Raw genomic sequence first — 22,112 nt, forward strand, 5'->3', positions numbered from 1 at the left:
AAGAACGCCAATGGAAACTCTGATAGATGGCAAAGAGATCTGGAAGGAAAAATTTGTAGCCTGAATTTGACCTGACAGACACCCTCTGAAAAATCGGTGACTGTCAGATCAGGTCTGAACTACTACAAATCAACAAACAGTATTTAATAGATACTCTTTGAAACTTTCTTTAAGTTCAGGGTGGCGTAATGCATATTCAACATTAGCTTTCATATGGCCTAGCTTGCTCCCACAATCATAGCGAATACCATCAAATTCGTAGGCGAATATATCCTGCTCATGAATTAAGGCTGCGATAGCATCAGTCAGCTGAATTTCACCGCCCGCCCCACGGGGGGTAGTTTCCAGTAATTCGAATATACGAGGCTGGAGGACATAACGTCCAACAATCGAAAGATTGGAAGGTGCTTTTTCCACAGGAGGCTTTTCTACCACCCCTTTTAATTTATAAAGGCGTTTCGCAATATTGACAGGATCAATAACGCCATATTTATTGACCTGATCCATAGGTACTTGTTCAACGGCAACAACAGAGCTACTGCTTTCTGATGCCATACCCACCATAGTATTCAAACAAGCTGTCTTTTCACAGTAAATCATATCATCGGCTAAAAGCACTGCAAAAGGATCATTACCGACTATTTGCTTGGCACATAAAACTGCATGACCAAGCCCTAATGCTTCAGACTGACGAACATAAAAACAATTGACACCTTTTGGCAAGATTCCCTGCACTGTTTCCAGCAATTTTTGTTTCCCTGCCTGCTCCAGTTTATATTCCAGCTCAAAATTTTTATCAAAATGATCTTCTATTGATCGCTTTGTCCAGGAGGTTACAAAAATTAGATCGGTAATACCTGCGGAAATAGCCTCTTCTACAGCATATTGGATAAGTGGTTTATCGACCACAGGTAACATTTCTTTTGGACATGCCTTAGTAGCAGGAAGAAAGCGGGTACCCATTCCAGCTACTGGAAATACTGCTTTTTTTATTTTATGCATAAGTATTTCCAGTTAGAATATTTTTCTTTTCTGATATAGCCTCTAGTTTGGTCATAAAATTACAGTAATACTCGCTTATATAGTGAAATGGAGATAAACCCCACTTATGATTTGCGCAGGATAATGTTAGATTGTTCTCAATGTCGATGGTTTCTACGTTTCTTAAGTTGCTTTCTAAAAGTGTGTAATATATCTCTATTCGAGAATTTATTAGGTCGTTGTTAAAACATGTTTTCTTATCAAACTTTTTTATGGATCCTTTTTCTCTATAAAAATTGCAATACTTTGCTTTGTGAATGATTATAAGTGTGTCTTTGAATTTTGAGTTTATTTCGTTGCAAAATAACAGGGCTTTTTCATGAAAAAGCATTTCTGTACTATTTTCTCCTCTTTTGAGTATGTTTTCCTTTGTATCTCCATTTAGGAGGGTTGTGTATTTAGAAAATTCGGCGGAATTTGTTAAGTGGCTTTTTTCTATAGATATAATGTCATATCTTTCCTCTATTAGATCTATGCAGATTATTTTCGGCTTTTTCTGTTTTAGTTGCGTTAAAGATGTCTTACTATAATCGTTTTTAAGAACCCACTTTATCCATTCTTGGTCCGTAGTTACTTTTAATGATTTTTCTGAAATTGGTTGGCTCATTAAGCTTATTAATGAGGCGCGTGGAAAATATGCCCCTTTAACATCAAAACAATTTGGCTTTTCTTCAAATGCATCTCTTGTTACACATGAACCAATAATACCTGTTTTAATCATTAATTTGATCCTATTTATATAAGTGCAATATCTTGGTTGAGCTTTTCGCTTACTTTGTGGCAGTTTTTTAGATATTCACTGTCTTGAATAGTCCATGTGTGAGAATTTGTGTCAGAATACCTCATTTGTATAAAGTTATATTTATCTGAGGAGTAGATAATAAAGCCGTTGCTTTTGCAATCTTTTAGGAAATTAGTGTCTTCTCCACGATTGCGGCTGTGAAACTTTATTTTCTCAAAAACTTGCTTCTTAATTACAAGTGTTCCTCCTGATATGAAGTCAGAGTACCTACTTTCCTTTCCAATTTGTTTAATAGCCATTGTGCTGTTTGATTCTACAAAGCAAAAGTAGGAATCTTTTCCTACGACATCGGCACCACTAAAGCTAAATGCTAACAAGGTATCTACAAGATAGTTTTTACCATAGATATCATCATCATCCATTTTGGCAATATAATCACCAGTAGCATTTGCAACCCCGTGATTGAGACAGTCTCCCAGTGTCATTTCTTCTGGTAACTGATGGATTTGACAATTTGGAATGTCGCTTGTTTTATTTCTAATATTCTCTAAATCAAATTCGTCACTATTAAGTATTATCAATAATTCTTTATTAGGGTGTGCCTGACGCAGATAGTTGTCAATCATCATTCCTATATTTTTAGGACGATTTGTGCACATAATAACAGATACTTTATTGTTGTCACTACTTATATAATGAGCACCAATGGTCTCCATGATTTGGGAGAAACGCTGTTGGTAGGAGTGATGTTGTAAGCAATGACGGGCCCCTAAATGAGCTATTCGATCGCGATCGATCTCTGATTCCAGTAGCTTTTGAATTTTCTTTTTAGCCTCATCCTTATTTTGAGCAACTCCTACGTGATCCCCAAGCATAGCTTTCATACCATCTGAATCCGTGGAAATCACCGGGGTTCCACAAGCCAGAATTTCAAAAACACGTCGAGAGAACATGGTGGGTGAATCTTGAACGGTGTTGATGTTCAAAAATACCTTGTATTGGCGGTAAGCGGTGACCATCTGCTCATAGTTCAGGGACCCAACAATAAAGGGTTGGTACTTAGCAGGGAAAATCCGAGACTCACGATGTTTCGTTGCATGAAGCATTCTATCGTAAATATGAAGCTCTCGATGCATCGCACCATCCAGAACAATTTCTGTTTGTACCCGGCGAGTATCATGGCCATTATTGTACCAGCTTCCAGCAAAGCAGACTTCATAGGTAGGAAGGTTTTTGCGTTTGTCTCGAATGGGGTTATGGATAGCAGGCTGAGCAGCAAATGCTAATGGATAAACACGCTCATGTCCTACACGGTTTTTGTACTTGTTGATGATATTTTCATCAGTGGTGAAGATATAATCGCAGTCCGCTGCAACATCGATGAAAACATCATAGTTAGTTGGGTCTTCCTTGTTCCAGAACACGACAGGAATTTTCTTTGATTTGCAGTACTTGATAGCGTCACGAAGAGGATCACCAAGGTGCTTTTTGTAACTGGCCATGGTATAAGTCCACTCGCCATCATTACCATTCCAGGCAGATTCAATGAAGAACATTACTGGATTGGCTTCATCAATTTCTGCTTTCCAGTTTTTCTTGCTCAGCTGGATAAAGTTTGCTTCGTATCGAAAGCACTCATAGGTGAATTTATCACTGATAGAAACAACATTTATGTGTTGGTTTCGCATTTTCGCTTTAGGCTCAAATGCCGGCCAACTTAGTTCTTTCTCAGGCCTGTCCTCATTGAAAATTCCAATGCTTTCAAGCAAGTTTTGTTTTACCTGGTTGTCCATTGGTGGAGTTGTGAACTTACCTTTTCGATTTGCTGCTCGAATTTTTATAAGTTTTTTGGGAAGTGATGCGATACCTGATATTTTGTTTTTGCTGATGTCAGAAAAAGCTTTTCCAAGTCGGTATTGAAGTGATTTTTCAATCTTTTGCTTTTCATAAAGCGCGGTTGCTAGCTTATTTTTTAGATCATTTAAATCTTTTTTTTGAGTGGTTGGAGAATTTGGTATATCATTTATTCTTTTTTCAAAGGCACTGCTTAGTAATTTTGTTTTTAGTTTGAATATGCTTTCTACTTCATCCTCTGTTTGGCAGTTTTCTAGTGTTAACTGGCTTATAGAAAGAGTTTCTTCTGAATAGATCTTTACCGGGCTTATGCAAATTGAGCCTTTGCCCTTAAAGCGAAAAGCAATACTGATATAGTGCGTTGTTGGCTCTGTTTTGAACTCTATTTTGTTCAGACCGTGATAGATTTGCTGGTACTTATGAGTGATTCGATTTTCATCATCGTATTGAATAATAAAAACTGCGCACTCTGGTCGCTGGCTTCCATAGTCAGCTTGTATGTGAGTCCGAAATTGCTGATTAGCTGAAATTCCCCATTTTTGTGAATTTAAAGGCAGTCCATTTATATTCATGCTGCCGGTTTGCAGATAGAAGGAATCTCCATCAACTAAATCGGCTTCAACTGTTAATTTTCCATTATTTTCAATGGTCAGTATTTTTCTACGATTATTGTCTCCTGGTAATAGCCAAGCATCACCTACATTATCTGAGCTTATCTTGTTGAATGGAAGGAGGGGGTAGTTCTGCTCTACCCAATTGATTTTTCCAGATTTTCTCGATAGCTGCTTGTATAAGGTGTCAAGGCTTTTGTCGTAGATCGAAAAACAGGTGTTGATTTTTTCTTTATGCAGTGTTTGTAGTCTATTTTTTTTTGATTTTTTCTTTGTGAGTCTGGCGGAGGTTGTCATAAGCAGCTGTATCTTTATTCAAGGTAGCAGCCCGATACGATCAGGCTGCTGTGATGATTGATGTGTTTCAGTTTGTTGTATTTACAAAGTCCAGCGTGTTTTCTGGAAATTCATGCCCAATAAATTGATTATGCTTTACAAGAATGGCAACGACATCTGCTTGTTCCAATGCTTCCTGCAACTGTACTAACCTGATATTTTCAAGACTGCAGAATTTTTCAGGCAGTTCGTGGATATTAGGCTCTACGGCCAGAATGTTGTAACCGGACAAGGCCAGCTTGGTGGTGATGTCCAGTGCAGGACTTTCCCTCAAATCGTCGATATCTGGCTTAAACGCCAACCCAAGGCAGGCAATGGTTGGGTTCTCAATTCCTTTTACTGCTTCCTCGACCTGTTCCACTACATAGTTAGGCTTAAAGTCATTGATCTTACGAGCCTGATGAATGAGGTTTGCTGTTTCTGGGTTCTGGTTCACGATAAACCAGGGGTCAACCGCGATACAGTGTCCGCCCACCCCGCAACCGGGCTGAAGAATATTGACGCGTGGATGGCGGTTTGCAAGTTCTATCAGCTCCCATACGCTGATTCCCTGCTGGTCACAGATCAGTGACAGCTCATTGGCAAAGGCGATATTGACATCACGGAAAGCGTTTTCGGTGAGTTTGCTCATTTCGGCGGTTCGAGCGTCGGTTGCTATGCATTCGCCTTTTTTTACAAATAGCTTGTACACGGCAGTGGCTGCTTCGGTGCTGTGCTCATCCATTCCCCCGATAATGCGGTCATTTTCCACCAGCTCACGGATGACCTGACCTGGCAGAACGCGTTCAGGGCAGTGGGCGATTTGGATATCGGATTTTTCACCGTTTTCCATTTGATGTGGGAAGGTCAGGTCAGGGCGGGCATTCGCCAGCCATGTGGCCATTTTTTCAGTTGCACCCACGGGAGAGGTGGATTCCAGAACCACCAGGTTCCCTTTTTCCAGCACCGGAGCTAATGCCTTTGAGGCGGCCTCAATGTATTTCAGATCGGGTTCATGATCGCTCCCTTTGAAGGGCGTAGGTACTGCCATTAGAAAGGCATCGGCTTTTTGGGGGGTGATGAACGCTTTTAAATACCCTTTTTCAACACTGCTTTTTACCAACGCTTCCAGGCCAGGTTCCACAATATGGATTTTGCCCTGGTTAATGGTGTCAACCGCGTGTTGATTGACATCCACGCCGACCACATGGAGGTCGTTTCCAGCAATGACTGCCGCAGTGGGCAAACCAATATAACCGAGACCAATTACAGAAATAGTGTTGAATGTACTCATTAAATAATTACTTGTGTTGCAGTTTAAAGGGTCATTGCCAGTTTGTCTGGAGCTAAAGAACCCTGTGGAAAAAAAACAGTGGATAAGGAACAGCGTGAATTTACGGTTTACGGGGGGACGATTAATTCATAAAAAGGTAAATTCCCAGCTATTCCGGGGAGACTTGGATAAGTTGCATTGAGGATTCGGTAGCTGATCTCGATGTCTCCGCCATGAACCCTGAAGAGCTTTCCCTCACCCCAACCCTCTCCCGGAGGGAGAGGGAGTTTGGTTATGCAAAATTTTAAACCCCGCTTTTTGGGAGAGGAGTTGGGTGAGGGCAAAAGCCAGGAAAAAAGACGTTAATCCTCATCCTCAGGCGCAAGGATAAGCACTAAGGCGTTGCTCAGGCGACCCGGAGATTCTGGTCAATAAACATGCTCATGGAAGCATCCCTTCCCAGAATGGCTTCCAGGATACGATGGCTGGCACGACCGTCGCCGTAAGGGTTGCTGGCGTGGCTCATGACCTGATACGCCAGCTCATCGTCCAGCAGGTGGCAGACTTCCTGGATAATCGTGTTTTCGCAGGTGCCAACCAGCCTCACAGTGCCCGCTTTAACGGCTGCAGGGCGTTCTGTGGTATCACGCATACAGAGCACGGGTTTGCCCAGTGTGGGTGCTTCTTCCTGGATGCCTCCGGAATCGGTCAGAATCAGGTAGCTTTGCTTCATCAGATAAACAAAAGGCAGGTAATCCTGAGGTTCGACCAAATGAACGTTGTCCAGGCCTGCCAGGTTCCTGTTGACCGGTTCCTGAACGTTTGGATTCAAGTGAACGGGATAGACAATCTGAACATCTGGGCGACCTGCCAGCTCTTTTAAGGCACGACAGATCCGTTCAAAACCATCCCCATGGTTTTCACGACGATGGCCGGTTACTAGAATCAGTTTTTTCTCCGGGTCAAGAAATGGAAATTGCCCAGCCAATGCTTCGTTCATGGCCGCATTGCTGTCAATGCGGGCAGAGACGTCCAGCAGGGCATCAATCACCGTATTGCCGGTAACGAATACGGTGTCCGGAGCAATGTTTTCCATAATCAGGTTTTTCAGAGAGCTTGTAGTAGGGGTGTAGTGCTGGTCGGCAATGCCACCTGTTAACCGTCGCATCCCCTCTTCAGGCCATGGCGAGTATATATTTCCGGTTCTCAGGCCTGCTTCAACATGACCCACTGCTACCTGGTGGTAATAGGCTGCCAGAGTAGCGGCAAAAGAGGTGGCGGTATCCCCATGCACCAGAATCCGGTCCGGTTTGAATTCATTAAACACGGGTTTCATACCCTGCAGGATAGCGGTGGTGACATCCGTCAGGTCCTGGCCGGGTTTCATTATGTTCAAGTCATATTCTGGTTTGATTTCAAACAGTTTCAGAACCTGGTCAAGCATTTCCCGATGTTGCCCTGTTACGCAGACCCGGGCATCAACCATTGGACTGGCCTGGAATGTTTTAATCACTGGTGCCATTTTGATGGCTTCCGGACGTGTCCCAAAAACAATAAGGATTTTCTGTAGTTTCACTGTGTTGGTCTCGTATCTTTTTTTATGTGTTGATGGAGGAGGTCTTAGAAAAAGCCGGTTTCTTGCCGGATTTGTTCCAGTCGGTGTGCCCAGGTGTGTTGATCCATAACACTTTCAAAGAGCCTTTGCCCTACCTGTTTCCTGAGTAAGTGATTTGCCAACAGTGTGTTGCACCAGTTAAGGGCCTCTTCACTATTGGATACCTGCGGGATGGAATCCCCAAAAAAACGTTTAAGTGCTGGTGAGGGTGTGCTGATCATCGGGCTGGCACAGGCTGCCAGCTCAAATACACGCCGCGACAGCATGGTGGGTGAGTTGCTGATGGTGTTGAAGTTTAGATATAGCTGATGTTTGTTGTACACTTGTACCATTTTTTTTTGTGGCACAGCTGGGGCACAACGATGCTTTAATTGGCGTGGAAAGCTGCTCTGCTTTCCGCTGCTCCAGAAGCGGTCATAAATGGTCAATGGTGCATCAATTAATGCTGTCAAAATGTCTGTCTGAAGCTGGCTGCGCTCCGGATGCTCTTTTCCATAGTAGCCACCCGCGAAGGCGATTCCCGGAGCGCGGATATCTTCTTTGTCAGGCTGGTAAAGCTCTGGCTGGGCTGCAAACGGCAATACTCCAACCAGTGTGAATTGTTGCCCGGGAAGGTCGTAATATCTGGCAATGGAGACTTCATCGGTTGTGTATACCACTTCAAATTGCAGTGCTACTTTCAAAAAACGATCGAAGCAAACAGGGTCCTCTTTATTCCAGAACACAGCTGGAATACCGTTTTTCTGACACCAATGCAGGATTTTTTTTAAAGGATTGGTTTTTTTATGGGTTTTGTTGTTGGAATCTGCAATCAGACCTTGCCAGCTATTACGATATCCGCGCCAGGCCGATTCAACCAGCAAAATATCCGGACGCTCCCTTAAGGAAAGTTGCCATCGCCAATTCGCGGGTGTCAACTGCAGGAGTTTTGCATCAGGAGCCAGTGCCTGGCTGGTCAAGTCATCGGCAATAAGGGCAATTCGTGGACGGCGCTTCATTTGCATAGGCTACCGGTATTACATTTGTTTGTTCAGCCATGAAAGGCTTGCGGTTGGTTTTTTAAATAAAAAGCACGCTACCGCCCTTCAAAATTCGCAATCTACTTGTAAAAAAGGAGAAGGCTACGCATTTATCGAAACAGCGTTTTGGCACTGAAACCGTATTTCAATAGTTCCCCTTTGCGGATGTATATACCTGCAAATACGGAGATATGAAAAAATGAGAAGTGTGCCGGTAAATTGTTTCGGGAATTTAACTTAATTCAATGGTCTGTGGAGTTGTGGATAACCGTATTTATCGAATATTGGGTGATTATTGATCAGTGTAGATGTACCTCAAGCTTCGGCTTGTTAAGGTTTTGTTCAGGTTTCTTTCTCTTTTGTTCAAGGTAGATGTTCTGGTGCTCATTTCGGTGATGCCAGCTTTGTGGGTAGGTTTCTTTGGTCAGTAATTGGTTTTTCGGGAGGTAGAGGTTCATTTCCCGGATTGCATCGGCTTGTGCTTCCAGGTAGCACTGGAAAAGTGTGGCTGCCAGGAGGTAGCCAAGGGAGGGTGTCTTTCTGAGCCAGCGGGTCAGCTCTCTACGGGCATTGCTGGTGTTGTCCGTCCAGCTGCGAAAATGTTCGGGTTCAAAGCCATTGTCAAAGCATTGAGGGTTAATAACGGTTCTCTGGTATCGGCATTTGCTCCCTTGTCGGGCTGGGGGCAAGCTGGGAATTCACAGTAAAGGGCAAAGGCGTGAGAGTGTCTTTTTTGTGTTGCGCTTCGCTTTGCTCAGCCGCAACCTACTACATCATTTCAATGGGATTGAGGCTTTCAATCTCTGCTTGCTCTGAGCCTGTCGAAGTGCAGTGTCATCATCCTTCGACAAACTCTGGATGAGTGGAGTACGTCAAATGCCTTTAAATGGAGTACTACCTTTGCAAATGGCGAAGCGCAACGACATGAGGGCAATGAGGCAGCGTTGACGATCAATCCCCCGGCAGTTAGTCGCTGTCTTGCATCTGCTCAATAGACCATGGGCGCCGGTTATGGTAGAGGGATCCTCTGGCGTGCAATCTGTTTGAAGTTCATGTGATGTCTATTTATCAAGAGCTCCAGGAATACTGGAAGGGCATTTGTGATGATCTGTCACTGAGAATGGGAGGAAAGGGAGCAAGCCGTGGATGATGTGATTCTTCTCGTGATGGAATAATCTGTAGTAGTCACAATCATTCCACTACCCTGCATCGGCAGGGAAGTGAAATGTTTGATCAAACTTACAGGCTTAACACCACCGCTGCACTCATGGCTACCTGATAGACCACCTGCATAATGTCGCTGGTGTACTGCATGGTTTTGTTGTCCACCTGGGGCATCACCAGAATTTCGTCACCGGGTTGGACGTCGTACTTCGCCAGTTTGCCATCGGATAGCCATCCATCCTTATATTCAATTCTCTGGATGGTGCCATCGGTATGGAGCACCAGCACCCGCGATTGATCCGCTTTCTGGGAATAACCGCCGGAGCTGTTGATGTAGTCCATGATGGTTTTGCCTTCGCTGTAGACCATGGCGTTGGGGAACATCACTTCGCCGTGTACCTGAACCAGTACGGTGTTGTTGGGAATGACAATTCGGTCCTGGTCTTTCAGCATGACTTCCATCCGGGCGCTGCTGTTGCCCAGCAGGACCTGACCGCGGGGCTGCACCTTGCGGGCACGGGCAACAAACTTGAGGATGGCTTCCGCATCAGACTGGCGCAGTTTGGCTTCCCCGACACTTTTGCTTCGGGCAGACAGGGCGGCTTGTTCCAGCTGCTGCAGGGAGACTTCCAGCATGGCTTTCTGCCGGGCGGCAACCTCCTCGCGGAATAATTGCAGAGCCTGCAGGTTGGAGCGGGCCGTGGGATGAATGCGTGCCATCAGGTCTTTAAGCGTGCTGCCGTAGGGCAGGATATAAACCGCCTGGCCGTTGTGCTCACCTTCAACGGAAACGCTGATGGTGCCGGGCATTTTGTCAGAGACAACAGTGACCTCATCGCCGCTTTGCAGGTTGATTCCCTGAGCATTGGCAATGGGCAGGTATTCAACATTGCGTTTCGCCATCTGGTTGCGGGCGATTCTTACGTGGGTGGCGGAGGGCATCAGGCCGACCATATTCAGCGCATCGTTCAGAGCAATGTCTCCGCCGGTAAACTCAATCTGTACCGGGTTTTCCACCAGTCCCTTGAAGCTGGCAATGCTCTGCCGGGTGTTCACCACCAGGGTGTCACCATCGTGCAGTTGCACCTGGTTGATTTTTCCGGTCAGCAGAAAGTCATAGAGGTTAAAGGTGGCGCGAGTGCTGCCATTGCGTTTCAGTTCTACGTTCAGGTAACTGCCGGACTCGGGCCGGATACCGCCCGCTTTGGCCAGGAAAGCCAGGACTGAGTCCGAGGCAAAGCCTCCGTAGAGACCAGGAGATTTGACAAAGCCGGTAACAAAAAGTTTTACCGGCTCTGCGGCATTGAGGCTGGCATAGAGGTTGACGTTTTTCTGGTAGACGCTGCGCACCTTTTTCTCAATCACCGTGTTGAGGTCTTTATTGGCCACCCCCTGCATTTGTACGGGTCCCACCTGGGGGATAAAGACATTGCCCTGGGCGTCCACGGTCAGGTCAACTGCGACTTCATAGGCACCCCACATTTGCAGGGTGATTTTGTCCCCAATGGCCAGCCGGTATTCCGGGTTAAACCCTTTGAACTCTGCCTGGCGAAAGCCGCTGAACAGGTTCTGGCCAAAGACAGGGTTCTGGTCAATGGATTCCACCATTTCAGGGCCGTTGCTGCTGGACTCTTCAGGAACCGCAACAGCGGCAGAGGCCTGCAGGGAAGAGAGCAGGGTAGAAAGCAGAGAGGCAATCATCAGTGCAGTGATGCCGATTCGGGTGAGTGCATGTTTTATCATATCAGTCGACATCCTTTAGTCCCGGTGTTCACGAACAGTGGCGCGAATCATTCGCACCAGGGCGAACAGCATCAACAGTACCAGTAGAATATTGGTCAGGTTATAGCCCACTCTTGGATAGCGGGCATCCTCGGCCAGCTGAGGTGAACTGACCACCACCAGTTGTTTGATTTTTCGGCTGGCTTCGGTGCGGGCTTTTTCCAGTGCCACCAGCGTGGCGGAGTAGGCCTGGGTGGCCAGATCCAGCTCCAGTTGCAGTTCCTGTTGTTTTGCGACCAGGTCGTTGACGGCATTTCCGCCTTTGCTGGCAAGTCTTGCTTTTTCTTTGATCAGTTGGCTTTCCAGGGCGCTGATCTTCTGTTTCAGGGCTACTACCTGGGGCGAGCGGCTGTTCAGATAAGACGACAGAGTCTGGAGTTCGGTCTGGTTGCGCACCAGCTCTGCCTGCAATTCATTGAGAATGCCGCTGAGGGCTGCTCCCTGCTCCGTAGCGCTTAAAAGCCCGTTGGCGTTCTGAAAGGCCAGCAGCTGTCCTGTGATGTCTTTCAGCCGCTTTTCGGCGAGATTGACCTCCTTCTGAACAAAGGCTTGCTGTTCATTGGCCAGGGAATGGCTGATTTCATTCACAAAGGCCTCGCTGCGGCTCAGAATGGCCCGGGCCAGAGTCTGGGTAAACTCTGGCTCAAATCCCTGGACTTCCAGGTTGAGCATGCCGTTTTCGGCATTGAACTGTACCGCCAGGTGGCTGCGGTAATAATCGAGAAAATCTTCGTAGCTGGCGTTGGGGCTCAGGCGGGACAGCCAGTCTGGCAACTCGGTGTAATGCTCCCTCAGCTTCAGGGTTTGCTCCAGGTGGTTGAGCATATCCGGGGACTGGATAAAGGCTTCCAGAATGCGCTGGTCATTGCCGCTCTGGGGGGTGATACCCAACAGACTGAACCCGGCTGCGGTGGAGGTGCCTCCGTCGTTTTTCTCCACCATGAAGCTGGCTTCGGATACATAGCGATCCGAGGCAAGCAGGCCATAGTACAGGACGCAAGCCAGCCAGGGGGCTGCTACTATAGCCACAAACCATCGACCCACCTGGCGGTGAAACAGGTGTTTGCGGGCCAGTTTGAACCAGGGGTGCTGTTGCAATTGGTTCACGGAAAATTCGGGCCGGTTCAAAGGGGACTTCTGAAAAGATAAAGTGCGTGTCACCTTGCGATGAGTCTGCTTCTTCTGTTCAGAATCCGGCTGGTGTTCTGGGGGCGATTCAATGGCCGGTTGAGTGTTGGTCATAGGTTGTGCATCTGGTAAAAAGTCGGTTGTTCGTTGTGTATCCAGTGTTCATGGGGGCAGGCCAAGCTGTATAGGGTGTCGTCTCAAGTCGTTTTCTATACAGCGTTATAGGCTTTGATGGCTTTATCTATGCAGTCGTGGACGTGTATTTTCCCATCCTTGATAAAGATGCCCATATCACATTGTTTTTTCAGTTCGATCAGGTTGTGAGAGACAAACAGAAAGTTGGCCCGTCCTTTTTTTTCGTTGAAAACCCGGTGGCACTTTTCCCTGAAGCGTTTATCGCCCACGGCGGTCAGCTCATCGATCAGGTAGTAGTCAAAGTCAAACGCCATGCTGACGGCAAAGGAGAACTTTGAACGCATGCCCGATGAGTAGGTTTTCAGGGGCATTTCAAAAAAGTCCCCGATTTCTGAGAAGGTTTTGATAAAGTCGATTTTTTCCCGGATTTCCTGTTTGCTTTTGCCGTATACGCGACAGATAAATTCGGCATTTTCACGTCCGCTCATACTGCCCTGGTAACCGGACAGGCCCAGGGGCCAGGAGACATTGCCGTGGACCTTGATGGAGCCACTGTTGGGGAAGTCAACCCCCGCCAGAAGGTTCATCAGGGTGGACTTGCCGCTGCCGTTAGCGCCAAATACTCCGATGTTTTTGTCCCGCGGCAGGGTCAGGGTGACATCTTTCAGTATGTAATGGCGGCCTTTCGGGGTCGGGAAGTATTTGGTGACATTTCTGAACTCAATCATCGGGTCAGCATCCTCCGCCAGTTGGCTCGGAGCATCAGCATACCCAGAGTCAGCAGAACCAGCGCCCATACTGCCGCAAACTCAAGGCTGACCAGTGACACGTTGTAATGGGGGGAAAAGCAGGACCGCATCAGTTCAAAAATATGGAGCAACGGGTTCCATAGCAGCAGGGGTTGCACCGAGTGTGGCATATCGTTAATGCTGAAAAAGGTGCCGGAAATAAAAAACAGCGGGCGTAGCACAATAGGCATGAATTTTCCTGTTTCCGGGTAGAGCCCCTGAATAACGGCAAAAACCATACCCAGACCAAAACCAACCAGGCTTAACAAAATGAAGAGAAGAATAAACAGGAGTGAGTTGATGACAACTACCTGGAAGCCAAGCCACCATGCCCCGGTAAGTAACAGAGCCAGTGTTATCAGATTAACTGGTGCTTCCAGCAACAGGCGGGCGAGAAAGGGGTCAAATATCCGCACCTGGCGGTAGATAAACAGGTTCTGGTTGCCACTGATGGCACCGGTGCACTGGGAGATCAGTTTATTGAAGTAGAAAAACGGTGCCAGCCCGGTGGCCAGAAAGATGGGAAGATCCAGGCCGCCCATGGTGTGGATGCCCCGAACCTGGTACATAGCCATAAACACCATCACCTGCATCAAAGGCTCCAGCAGAGCCCAGGCCAGGCCAAGGCGATAGTGGCCAAAGCGGGTTTTCAGCTCACGGATCAGCAGGGCATAAATCACAGACCGCTGGATCTGCCAAGAGGTTCGTTGTTGCATAATGTCGGTTGGAGAGTTCTCTCTTGGTTGATGTCTGCCCGGAGGGTGGTCGGGTTCTTTTCGTTGTAGTTTGCCGTGATCAAGCTGAACGGAGCTTTAATGACGGCGCGTTACTCTGAATGTGCCGATTTTTCCGGCTCTTTACCTATTTTCATGATTCAGGTGGTGCAGTATGCACCGCTTATGGCTGTCTATCCCGCTCATGGCTGTTTATGGGAAAGCAATGTATCGGAACGAGTGGTCTGATGAAATCAGGGAATTGGTGGTGGGGTAAGGGTAATTGCTTATTGGGGCGCTCGAGAAGAGACCGGGGTTTAAGGAGCTTCAGGGTTTTGACATGGAGACGCTGAGAGGGCTGGGCAGGCATTCGGTGAAAATGCCCGTTTAACGCGAAAGCGCTATGCCGAAGTTTGTGTCAAGGCTCAAGTATTGAAGGGTATTTTTCACTATGGGCATTTGGTATTGTGCAGGGAATTTACCGAAATTTTCATGGGCGAAGCGCTGGCAGTAGCATTGTTTTCCCGGAACTCTGGAGGCAATAAACGGTCTTCAGAATGGCGTTTTTTATAGATACCGTTTTATAGATAAAGAGTGAAAAACCATCAATGATCAAGAAGTGTCTGTTTCCCGCAGCGGGGTATGGTACCCGCTTTCTTCCGGCCACCAAGTCCATGCCCAAAGAGATGATGCCGGTGGTCAGCAAGCCGCTGATTGAATACGGAGTTGAGGAGGCGCTGCAGGCGGGGATGTCGGATATCTGTATTGTCACCGGGCGTGGCAAGCGGGCTCTGGAAGATCATTTTGATGTGAACTACGAGCTTGAGCATCAGATTTCCGGAACCGAGAAGGAGAGCCTGCTGGCGGATATCCGTCGGGTGATTGATGAGTGTACCTTCTCTTACACCCGGCAGAGGGAGATGAAAGGGTTGGGGCATGCCATTCTGACGGGGCAGTCCCTGGTGGGTGATCAGCCTTTTGGTGTGGTGCTGGCGGATGACCTGTGTGTCAATCCTGAAGGTCCGGGGGTTCTGGCCCAGATGGCTGAGTTATATAAACAGTTCCGTTGCAGTATTGTGGCGGTTCAGGAGGTGCCTGAGGAGGAGGTTCATAAATACGGGGTGATTTCCGGTCAGTGGATCTCAGAGGACATTCTCCGGGTGGAAAGTATGGTGGAGAAGCCTTCCAGGGAAGAGGCGCCCAGTAATCTGGCGATCATTGGGCGCTATATTCTAACGCCGGATATTTTTGATTTGATCGGAGCAACCCAGCCTGGCAAGGGGGGGGAGATTCAGATTACCGATGCCTTGATGGCTCAGGCCCAGAAAGGCTGTGTCCTGGCTTATAAGTTCAAGGGGCGGCGGTTCGACTGCGGCAGTATTGAAGGCTTTATTGAGGCAACTAATTACTGCTATGGCAGTCTGCATTCCAGTTGATATTGGTGCTGTGGGTAGCAACCGGTGTGCCCTGGGCAGGCCGGTTGCTCGACGGTGCCAAGTGAAGCGCGAGTTAAAGTTTCTGGCTTAATAACTGCGGGCAACGGCAAAAGCGGCAAGGTCTTCCATGGCGGTGCGAAAGGTGCTTTCCGGCAGGTGCTTCAGGCTGCGTATGGCTTTTTCTGAATACTCCCGGGCCTTGGTGGCGGTATATTCCAGGGCACCGCAGCTGCGGACGGCACTGAGAACTTCGTCGATTCTGTCCAGTCCGCCCTGCTCAATGGCGTCCCGGATCAGGGTTTTCTGTTCTTCAGAGCCATGCTTGAGGGTGTAGATCAATGGCAGGGTGGGTTTGCCTTCGGCCAAGTCATCACCCAGATTTTTCCCCATGGCCTCGGCATCGCCATCGTAATCCAGAAGGTCGTCCACCAATTGAAAGGCGACGCCCAGGTAGTTGCCGTAGTTTGCCATATCCTGCTCAACCTCCAGGCTGGCCTTGCTCAGGACTGCAGCGGTTTGGCTGGAGGCCTGGAACAGCATGGCGGTCTTGCAGCGTATCACTTCCATATAGCCTTCTTCGGTTACGTCGGCATCATGGATATTCATCAGCTGCATGACTTCACCCTCGGCAATGACGTTGGTGGCATTGGCGAGGATGTGAAGCAGCTTGAAGTTTTCCAGTCCGACCATCATCTGGAAGGCGCGGGAGTATAAGAAGTCACCCACCAGAACGCTGGGTGCGTTGCCCCAGAGAGCGTTTGCAGTATCCCTCCCCCGGCGAAGGTCAGACTGATCCACTACGTCATCGTGGAGCAGTGTGGCGGTATGAAGAAATTCAATGATGGCAGCCAGTGGAATATGTTGGTGGTCTTTATAACCGCAGGCCCTGGCGGTTAACAGAACCAGCAGGGGGCGAAGCCGCTTGCCACCGGACTTGATAATGTATTCGCCGATCTTGCTGACCAGGGCAACATCCGATTGCAGTTGTTCATGAATGCATTGGTCCACCTTCTGGAAATCATCATGAACCGCTGTCTGAAAAGAGGCTTGCTGTTTATCGGGCATTGGGCTGCTTTGGTGGGGCGAAATACGGCATCGTATTGAGTGGGCTCTTTACTGTCAATAGCCGGGTCTTCATCCGGGTGGTTAGCCGGACTCCAGGCAAGTCAGACCATACCGGTCCGGGTAGTTCAGCTCGGGCGTATAGCCGCGGTACATTCGAGTTGTTTCAGACACCCATTTTCCCTGAAATTGATCCGCCAACCAGGGAATATTCGGGTTGATTTCAGGGGCGTCAATGTAGACTGGGCCTCCCTGGCTCTGGTAAAGGGCGTCCTGCAGGAGTGTCAGGGCATTTCCAGGGGTGTTTGCATAAAAGGGGCCTGCTTTCATACCTTTGAAACAGGGGCGAAGAACAATCATTCCTTTCAGTTTGTCTCTGCCGTTGGTCAGGGCTCTGGCAATGACTGCTGGTTGGTTTAGCCAGAGGCTTAAATAGTGTTCTCTGGTTCCTGGGAAGAACTGGGTATCGTAACGACGGATGGCTTCTGAAGGGATTGTGCTCAGGCTTATTGTGGCAGGGGGTTTTGGTTGTTCGCCAGAGAATTCAAATCGCAGGTTTTTGTGGGCCTGGCGAAAGCCAATGCGTCTATAAGTTTGAAACTGCCGGGGGACGCCATCCAGTGAGATATTTCTCTGGCCTGCCATCCGCAGGCGTCGGCGCGTCATCCAGATGCCATGGCCAAGTCCTCTGAATTCCGGCTTTATGATATAGAGTCCAAAAGAGGCCGAATAAGCGTTGTGGTTGAAAATGGCACAAGTGCCAATCAGCTGGTTCTCCAGGAAGGCTCCAAGGAGTCCACCGTCAGCGATTTTGTGGAATGTGGGCGCATCGTGCAGACCGGGGTTCCAGCCCTCTTCTCTGACAAGTTGTATCATCGTGCCAGCCTCTGCAGGCGTCAGAGGTCGAATGATGGGGTGGGTGGCTGTCATACAGGGCTCTGCTCGTAATAGCAGCGGGCGATGTTCGCCCGGGTGGTAAACCAGATGTCCTGATGGGCCTGGGCGTATTCAATAAAGTGACGGATGGCTTCGCTGCGTCCGGGGTGGCCGGAGAGGCGGCAGTGCAGTCCCACGGTCATGGTGGCAGGCTGGAATTTGCTCTCCCGGTAGAGGGCGTCAAAGGTCATTTTCAGGTGACGGTAGGCATTTTCAGGGCAGCTCCAGCCTGCGGGCAGGCAGTACTGGATATCGTTGTTGATCAGGGTGTATGGGATAATCAGATGGCGGGTGTCTTCGGCAGGGAGCCAGAACGGATGATCGTCAGAGTAGTCATCGCTGTCGTATTCCAGTCCAGCTTCGATCAGCAAACGGCGGGTGTAGGGGCTTTTCAATCCGGTGTACCAGCCGGTGGCTGTTTTGCCGGTGGTGGATTGAATGATATTGAGGGTTTGCTGAATGTGCTGGCGCTCAGTGTTTTCGTCCAGTTTTGAGTGGTCAATCCATCGAAGTCCGTGTCCGGCGACTTCGTGGTCAGAGTCATGGAGGGCGTCGGCCAGGGATGGGTTTCTTTCCAGGGCCTGGCCGCAGGCAAAGAAAGTGGCGGGAATATCAAAGTGATTCAGTAGCTGTAATAGTCGCCAGCTCCCCGCTCGGCTTCCGTAGGCATAGAGACTTTCCGAGGAATAATGTCGGCCAGCAATGGAGGGCAGTGGGGGAAAGCCGCTGAACCGGTTTTCTGAACAGTCGTCACCATCCAGTACATTTCTTTCTGCCCCCTCTTCAAGATTGATCACAATATTGATGGCCAGGGTTTTCTGGTCCGGCCAGGCAACGGTTGGGCGGCGGCTGCCGCAGCCCTCCCAGCTCCTCGGGTAGTAGTCGGTCATGGGATAAATCCAGGAATATTTGAAGCAGGCTGGCACCAGAATAGACGATAAGGCTTGCCAGAAGCGGTGGACTTCCTTAAAATTTGCGCCCCTATCTCAAAATCCGGTGCGGTGTGCCATTTTGTCATGGAAAGCGGGTGCTACTCCTGGTCGAAACGACCGGTTGGGCAGTGTCGGCTCATGAGGTGCCGCCTATCCCCAGGGTGCTTTGCCCCTGAGCAGTGGTTTTCAGATAGATAAAAATTCCAGCCGTTTCTTTTGCTAAGAACGTTTGCTAAAAGCGTTTGCTCAATGCTCAGGAGAAGGGTGGATGCCTTTGACAAAGAGGCTCGTAAGGATTTTCGGAGATTCGTTTAATGTACGCAGTTATCAGAACTGGCGGCAAGCAGTACCGCGTTGCCGAAGGGGATACCCTCAAAGTTGAAAAGCTGGACACCGCTGCCGGTGAAAGCCTGGATATCAGCGATGTACTGCTGGTGGCCAACGGTGAAGAGCTGAAGGTCGGTGCGCCAGTGGTTGAAGGTGCCAAGGTGACCGCTGAGGTGGTTAGCCATGGTCGTGGTCCCAAGATCAAGATCATTAAGTTCAAGCGTCGTAAGCACCATCGCAAGCAGATGGGCCACCGTCAGTGGTTCACTGAGCTGAAGATCACCGGAATTGCCGGTTAATTTTTGCTGACAGACCCCGCTGCCTGAAGGCAGTGTTCTGTTGAAAACTTCTAAGGGTGGCTTCTGGTGTGGTAGCCGGCAGTTTACCCGGGATAAAAGGAGAGCAAGATGGCTCATAAAAAAGCTGGTGGTAGTACCCGTAACGGTCGCGACTCGGAAAGTAAACGCCTAGGCGTGAAGATCTACGGTGGTCAGGCTATCCAGGCGGGCGCCATCATCGTTCGTCAGCGTGGCACCAAGTTTCATGCGGGCGCCAATGTTGGTATTGGCAAGGACCACACCCTGTTCGCCAAGGCGGACGGCAAGGTGGTCTTTGAGGTGAAAGGACCTCAGAAGCGCAAGTACGTTCGTGTAGAAGCTGCGTAATTGTGTTTCGTTCATCCGGGCGGCTCTGCTGCCCGGGTGAGCCTTTGAAAGCCCCGCATTAGCGGGGCTTTTGCATATTTGCCTTTTGGAATAAGACGACAACTCTGGGAGGCGGTTTGGTAAATACAGTGGTAAAAGTTGTAGAGGCTGTCGCAAAAGGTCTGCGTCAGAGAGGTTTTTCCTTTTGCAACAACCTCTGCAGGAGTGTTGAGTCATGAAGTTTGTTGATGAAGCCACGATTACGGTGCAGGCGGGCAAGGGCGGCAATGGTTGTCTCAGCTTTCGCCGGGAAAAGTTTGTGGAAAAGGGCGGGCCCGACGGTGGTGATGGTGGCGATGGCGGCAGTGTCTACGTGATTGCGGACAATGACCTGAATACTCTGGTGGATTATCGCTATCAACGTCATTACCAGGCGGAGAGCGGTGAGCCCGGGCGTGGTCGTAACTGCACCGGTGCCAAAGGTTCGGATATTGAGCTTAAGGTGCCGGTGGGAACCACCGTGGTGGATGATGAAACCGAAGAGGTGATTGGTGATCTGACCCACATTGGTCAGCGCATCAAAGTGGCTCAGGGTGGTTTTCATGGGCTGGGAAATACCCGGTATAAATCCAGTGTCAACCGGGCGCCTCGTCAGACATCTCCGGGTTCTGAAGGAGAAGGCAGAACGCTCAGGCTGGAACTGAAGGTGATTGCCGATGTGGGTCTGCTGGGTATGCCTAATGCCGGCAAGTCGACCTTTATCCGGGCGGTTTCCCAGGCGCGCCCCAAGGTGGCGGATTACCCGTTTACTACCTTGGTGCCTAATCTTGGGGTGGTGGCGGTTGACCGGCATCGGGGCTTTGTGGTGGCCGACATTCCCGGGTTGATTGAGGGCGCGGCTGACGGGGCGGGGCTGGGTATCCGGTTTTTGAAGCATCTTGCCCGCTGTCGTATTCTGCTGCATCTTGTGGATGTGGCGCCTTATGATGGTACTGACCCTGCGGAAAGCGCCAAGGCGATTGTTCATGAGCTGGAGCAGTTCAGTGAGACTCTGGCGGGGCGTGATCGCTGGCTGGTGCTGAATAAAGTGGATCTGTTGCCGGATGATCAGCGTGAGGCGGTGTGCCAGCGTATCATCAGTGAGCTTGAGTGGACAGGGCCGGTTTATGAAACTTCCGCCATTGCGGGTCAGGGAACGGAGATTCTTTGTCAGAACATCATGGACTTTATTGAAGAGAAGGCGCTTCAGGAAAGAGAGAATGAAGAGGTAGCCCGTCAGGAAGAGGAGCAGCTGGGTCAGATGGAGGCGGAAGCCCGTGCCCGGATGCGTGAGCTGGCAGAGGCTCGCAGGCTTCGCCGTGCTGCCAAGAAGCAGGCGGATGATGATGAGGACGATGATGATCATGATGTTGAGATCTTTTACGCAGGGTAGGTCATGGGTGAACGAAGCCGTTTAAGTGCCGCGCAACGCTGGGTGATCAAGGTTGGCAGTGCTCTGCTGACCGATGAAGGACGAGGGCTGGATCTCGGTCGCATTGATGACTGGGTTGCCCAGATTTGCCAGCTGCGATCTCGTGGAGTAGAGGTGGTTTTGGTCTCTTCCGGTGCGGTGGCGGCAGGCATGGAGCGGATGGGGTGGTCCCGGAGGCCTGGGGCTCTTCACCAGTTGCAGGCAGCGGCAGCGGTGGGTCAGGCCCGGCTGGTTCAGGCGTGGGAGAGCGGTTTTCGAAAATACGGTGTGCAGCCTGCCCAGGTATTACTGACCCACGCGGATCACAGTAACCGGCAGCGCTATCTGAACGCTAAAAGTACCTTGAGAACCTTGCTGGATATGGGTGTGGTGCCGGTGGTGAATGAAAATGACACCGTGGTCACCGACGAGCTCCGTTTTGGGGATAACGATACGCTGGCAGCCCTGGTGGCAAATCAGGTGGAGGCCGATGTTCTGGTGATTCTGACGGATCAGGATGGCCTGTTTACGGCGGATCCGAGAAATGATCCCGATGCCACTCTGGTTGATGAGGTTCGGGCGGGCGATGCCTCCCTGGATGCCATGGCCGGTGGCGGTAGTGGTCATCTGGGGCGGGGAGGGATGCAGACCAAACTGCGTGCTTCCCGTCAGGCAGCGTCTTCCGGAGCTGCCACTGTGATTGTGGGTGGCCGGATTGATCAGGTTATTACCCGATTGAATGCTGAAGAGGTTCTGGGGACTCTGTTGTTGCCCGATCAGGAGCCACTGGCTGCCCGTAAGCAATGGTTGCAGGGGCATCTCAAGACGTCCGGTGAACTGGTGCTGGATGCGGGTGCTGTACGTGTGCTCCGGGAGGAAGGGAAGAGTTTGTTGCCAGTGGGTGTCCGGGAGGTGCGGGGGCACTTTCAGCGAGGTGAAATGGTGGCCTGCGTTGATGATGCGGGTCGAGAGATTGCCCGTGGGCTGGTGAACTATGACTCCGGGGAGGCGTTCCGGATTATGGGACAACCGAGTCAGAAGATTGAGGCCCTGCTTGGTTACCAGGGAGAGCCTGAGCTGTTACACAGAGATAATATGGTAGTGTCCTGATTATTAAAAATAATCAGGAAATGAAGGCATAAAAA

General features: G+C 49.5%; 19 protein-coding genes. 5 read left to right on the forward strand and 14 right to left on the reverse strand.

Annotated elements, in window-relative coordinates; all coding sequences use genetic code 11:
- Positions 1-129: 129 nt before the first annotated feature.
- The 11 genes from galU (ACNRUY_RS01700) to ACNRUY_RS01750 all read right to left on the reverse strand — a co-directional run bounded on the left by galU (ACNRUY_RS01700) (position 130) and on the right by ACNRUY_RS01750 (position 14,183).
- Positions 130-1,002 (reverse strand): UTP--glucose-1-phosphate uridylyltransferase GalU, encoded by an 873-nt coding sequence (galU, locus tag ACNRUY_RS01700; RefSeq protein ID WP_488109905.1) that lies wholly within the window; start codon positions 1,000-1,002, stop codon positions 130-132.
- Entirely contained in the window at positions 995-1,762 is a 768-nt protein-coding gene (locus tag ACNRUY_RS01705; protein WP_488109906.1) for a DUF6270 domain-containing protein, read from the reverse strand. The genes galU (ACNRUY_RS01700) and ACNRUY_RS01705 overlap by 8 nt, the downstream gene beginning before the upstream one ends.
- A gap of 14 nt (positions 1,763-1,776) precedes the next feature.
- Complete coding sequence (locus ACNRUY_RS01710) at positions 1,777-4,545, reverse strand: glycosyltransferase family protein (RefSeq protein WP_488109907.1); 2,769 nt, start codon at positions 4,543-4,545, stop codon at positions 1,777-1,779.
- Positions 4,546-4,612: 67 nt separating this feature from the next.
- Entirely contained in the window at positions 4,613-5,857 is a 1,245-nt protein-coding gene (gene wecC, locus ACNRUY_RS01715) for a UDP-N-acetyl-D-mannosamine dehydrogenase (protein WP_488109908.1), read from the reverse strand.
- A 385-nt stretch (positions 5,858-6,242) separates the two neighbouring features.
- On the reverse strand, positions 6,243-7,412 hold the full coding sequence (wecB, locus tag ACNRUY_RS01720) for a non-hydrolyzing UDP-N-acetylglucosamine 2-epimerase (protein WP_488109909.1): 1,170 nt from the start codon (positions 7,410-7,412) through the stop codon (positions 6,243-6,245).
- A gap of 44 nt (positions 7,413-7,456) precedes the next feature.
- Positions 7,457-8,449, reverse strand: coding sequence for a CgeB family protein (locus tag ACNRUY_RS01725; protein WP_488109910.1), 993 nt, complete (start codon positions 8,447-8,449; stop codon positions 7,457-7,459).
- A 320-nt stretch (positions 8,450-8,769) separates the two neighbouring features.
- Complete coding sequence (locus ACNRUY_RS01730; protein ID WP_488109911.1) at positions 8,770-9,159, reverse strand: DUF29 family protein; 390 nt, start codon at positions 9,157-9,159, stop codon at positions 8,770-8,772.
- A gap of 550 nt (positions 9,160-9,709) precedes the next feature.
- Positions 9,710-11,377: a polysaccharide biosynthesis/export family protein gene (locus ACNRUY_RS01735; RefSeq protein ID WP_488109912.1), complete on the reverse strand. Its 1,668-nt coding sequence runs from the start codon at positions 11,375-11,377 to the stop codon at positions 9,710-9,712.
- A 15-nt stretch (positions 11,378-11,392) separates the two neighbouring features.
- Positions 11,393-12,658, reverse strand: a complete 1,266-nt coding sequence (locus ACNRUY_RS01740; protein ID WP_488109913.1) for a KpsE/RkpR family capsule polysaccharide export protein — start codon at positions 12,656-12,658, stop codon at positions 11,393-11,395.
- 95 nt (positions 12,659-12,753) lie between these two features.
- Positions 12,754-13,407: an ABC transporter ATP-binding protein gene (locus tag ACNRUY_RS01745; protein WP_488109914.1), complete on the reverse strand. Its 654-nt coding sequence runs from the start codon at positions 13,405-13,407 to the stop codon at positions 12,754-12,756.
- A complete protein-coding gene (locus ACNRUY_RS01750) occupies positions 13,404-14,183 on the reverse strand; it encodes an ABC transporter permease (protein WP_488109915.1) in 780 nt (259 codons plus the stop codon). Before ACNRUY_RS01750 ends, ACNRUY_RS01745 begins: the two co-directional genes overlap by 4 nt.
- A gap of 605 nt (positions 14,184-14,788) precedes the next feature.
- Here ACNRUY_RS01750 and galU (ACNRUY_RS01755) point away from each other — a divergent pair.
- On the forward strand, positions 14,789-15,616 hold the full coding sequence (gene galU, locus ACNRUY_RS01755; RefSeq protein WP_488109916.1) for a UTP--glucose-1-phosphate uridylyltransferase GalU: 828 nt from the start codon (positions 14,789-14,791) through the stop codon (positions 15,614-15,616).
- An 87-nt stretch (positions 15,617-15,703) separates the two neighbouring features.
- Here the strand turns inward: galU (ACNRUY_RS01755) and ispB are convergent, their stop codons facing one another.
- From ispB to ACNRUY_RS01770, 3 genes are all read right to left on the reverse strand, one after another.
- Entirely contained in the window at positions 15,704-16,681 is a 978-nt protein-coding gene (gene ispB, locus ACNRUY_RS01760; RefSeq protein WP_488109917.1) for an octaprenyl diphosphate synthase, read from the reverse strand.
- 81 nt (positions 16,682-16,762) lie between these two features.
- A complete protein-coding gene (locus ACNRUY_RS01765) occupies positions 16,763-17,608 on the reverse strand; it encodes a GNAT family N-acetyltransferase (RefSeq protein WP_488109918.1) in 846 nt (281 codons plus the stop codon).
- Positions 17,605-18,504, reverse strand: coding sequence for a polysaccharide deacetylase family protein (locus ACNRUY_RS01770; protein ID WP_488109919.1), 900 nt, complete (start codon positions 18,502-18,504; stop codon positions 17,605-17,607). The genes ACNRUY_RS01765 and ACNRUY_RS01770 overlap by 4 nt, the downstream gene beginning before the upstream one ends.
- A gap of 356 nt (positions 18,505-18,860) precedes the next feature.
- Between ACNRUY_RS01770 and rplU the strand changes: the two genes are divergently transcribed.
- The 4 genes from rplU (at position 18,861) to proB (ending at position 22,077) form a co-directional block, all read left to right on the forward strand.
- Positions 18,861-19,172, forward strand: a complete 312-nt coding sequence (rplU, locus tag ACNRUY_RS01775) for a 50S ribosomal protein L21 (RefSeq protein ID WP_488109920.1) — start codon at positions 18,861-18,863, stop codon at positions 19,170-19,172.
- 108 nt (positions 19,173-19,280) lie between these two features.
- The gene (rpmA, locus tag ACNRUY_RS01780; protein WP_488109921.1) at positions 19,281-19,538 is read left to right on the forward strand and encodes a 50S ribosomal protein L27; all 258 of its coding nucleotides are present in this window, start codon (positions 19,281-19,283) and stop codon (positions 19,536-19,538) included.
- A 214-nt stretch (positions 19,539-19,752) separates the two neighbouring features.
- Positions 19,753-20,949 carry an Obg family GTPase CgtA gene (gene cgtA / locus ACNRUY_RS01785; RefSeq protein ID WP_488109922.1) on the forward strand — a complete coding sequence of 399 codons (1,197 nt, stop codon included), beginning with the start codon at positions 19,753-19,755 and terminating at the stop codon, positions 20,947-20,949.
- A 3-nt stretch (positions 20,950-20,952) separates the two neighbouring features.
- Positions 20,953-22,077: a glutamate 5-kinase gene (proB, locus tag ACNRUY_RS01790; RefSeq protein WP_488109923.1), complete on the forward strand. Its 1,125-nt coding sequence runs from the start codon at positions 20,953-20,955 to the stop codon at positions 22,075-22,077.
- Positions 22,078-22,112 lie beyond the last annotated feature (35 nt).

The sequence above is a fragment of the Endozoicomonas sp. Z74 genome, from assembly GCF_057680865.1.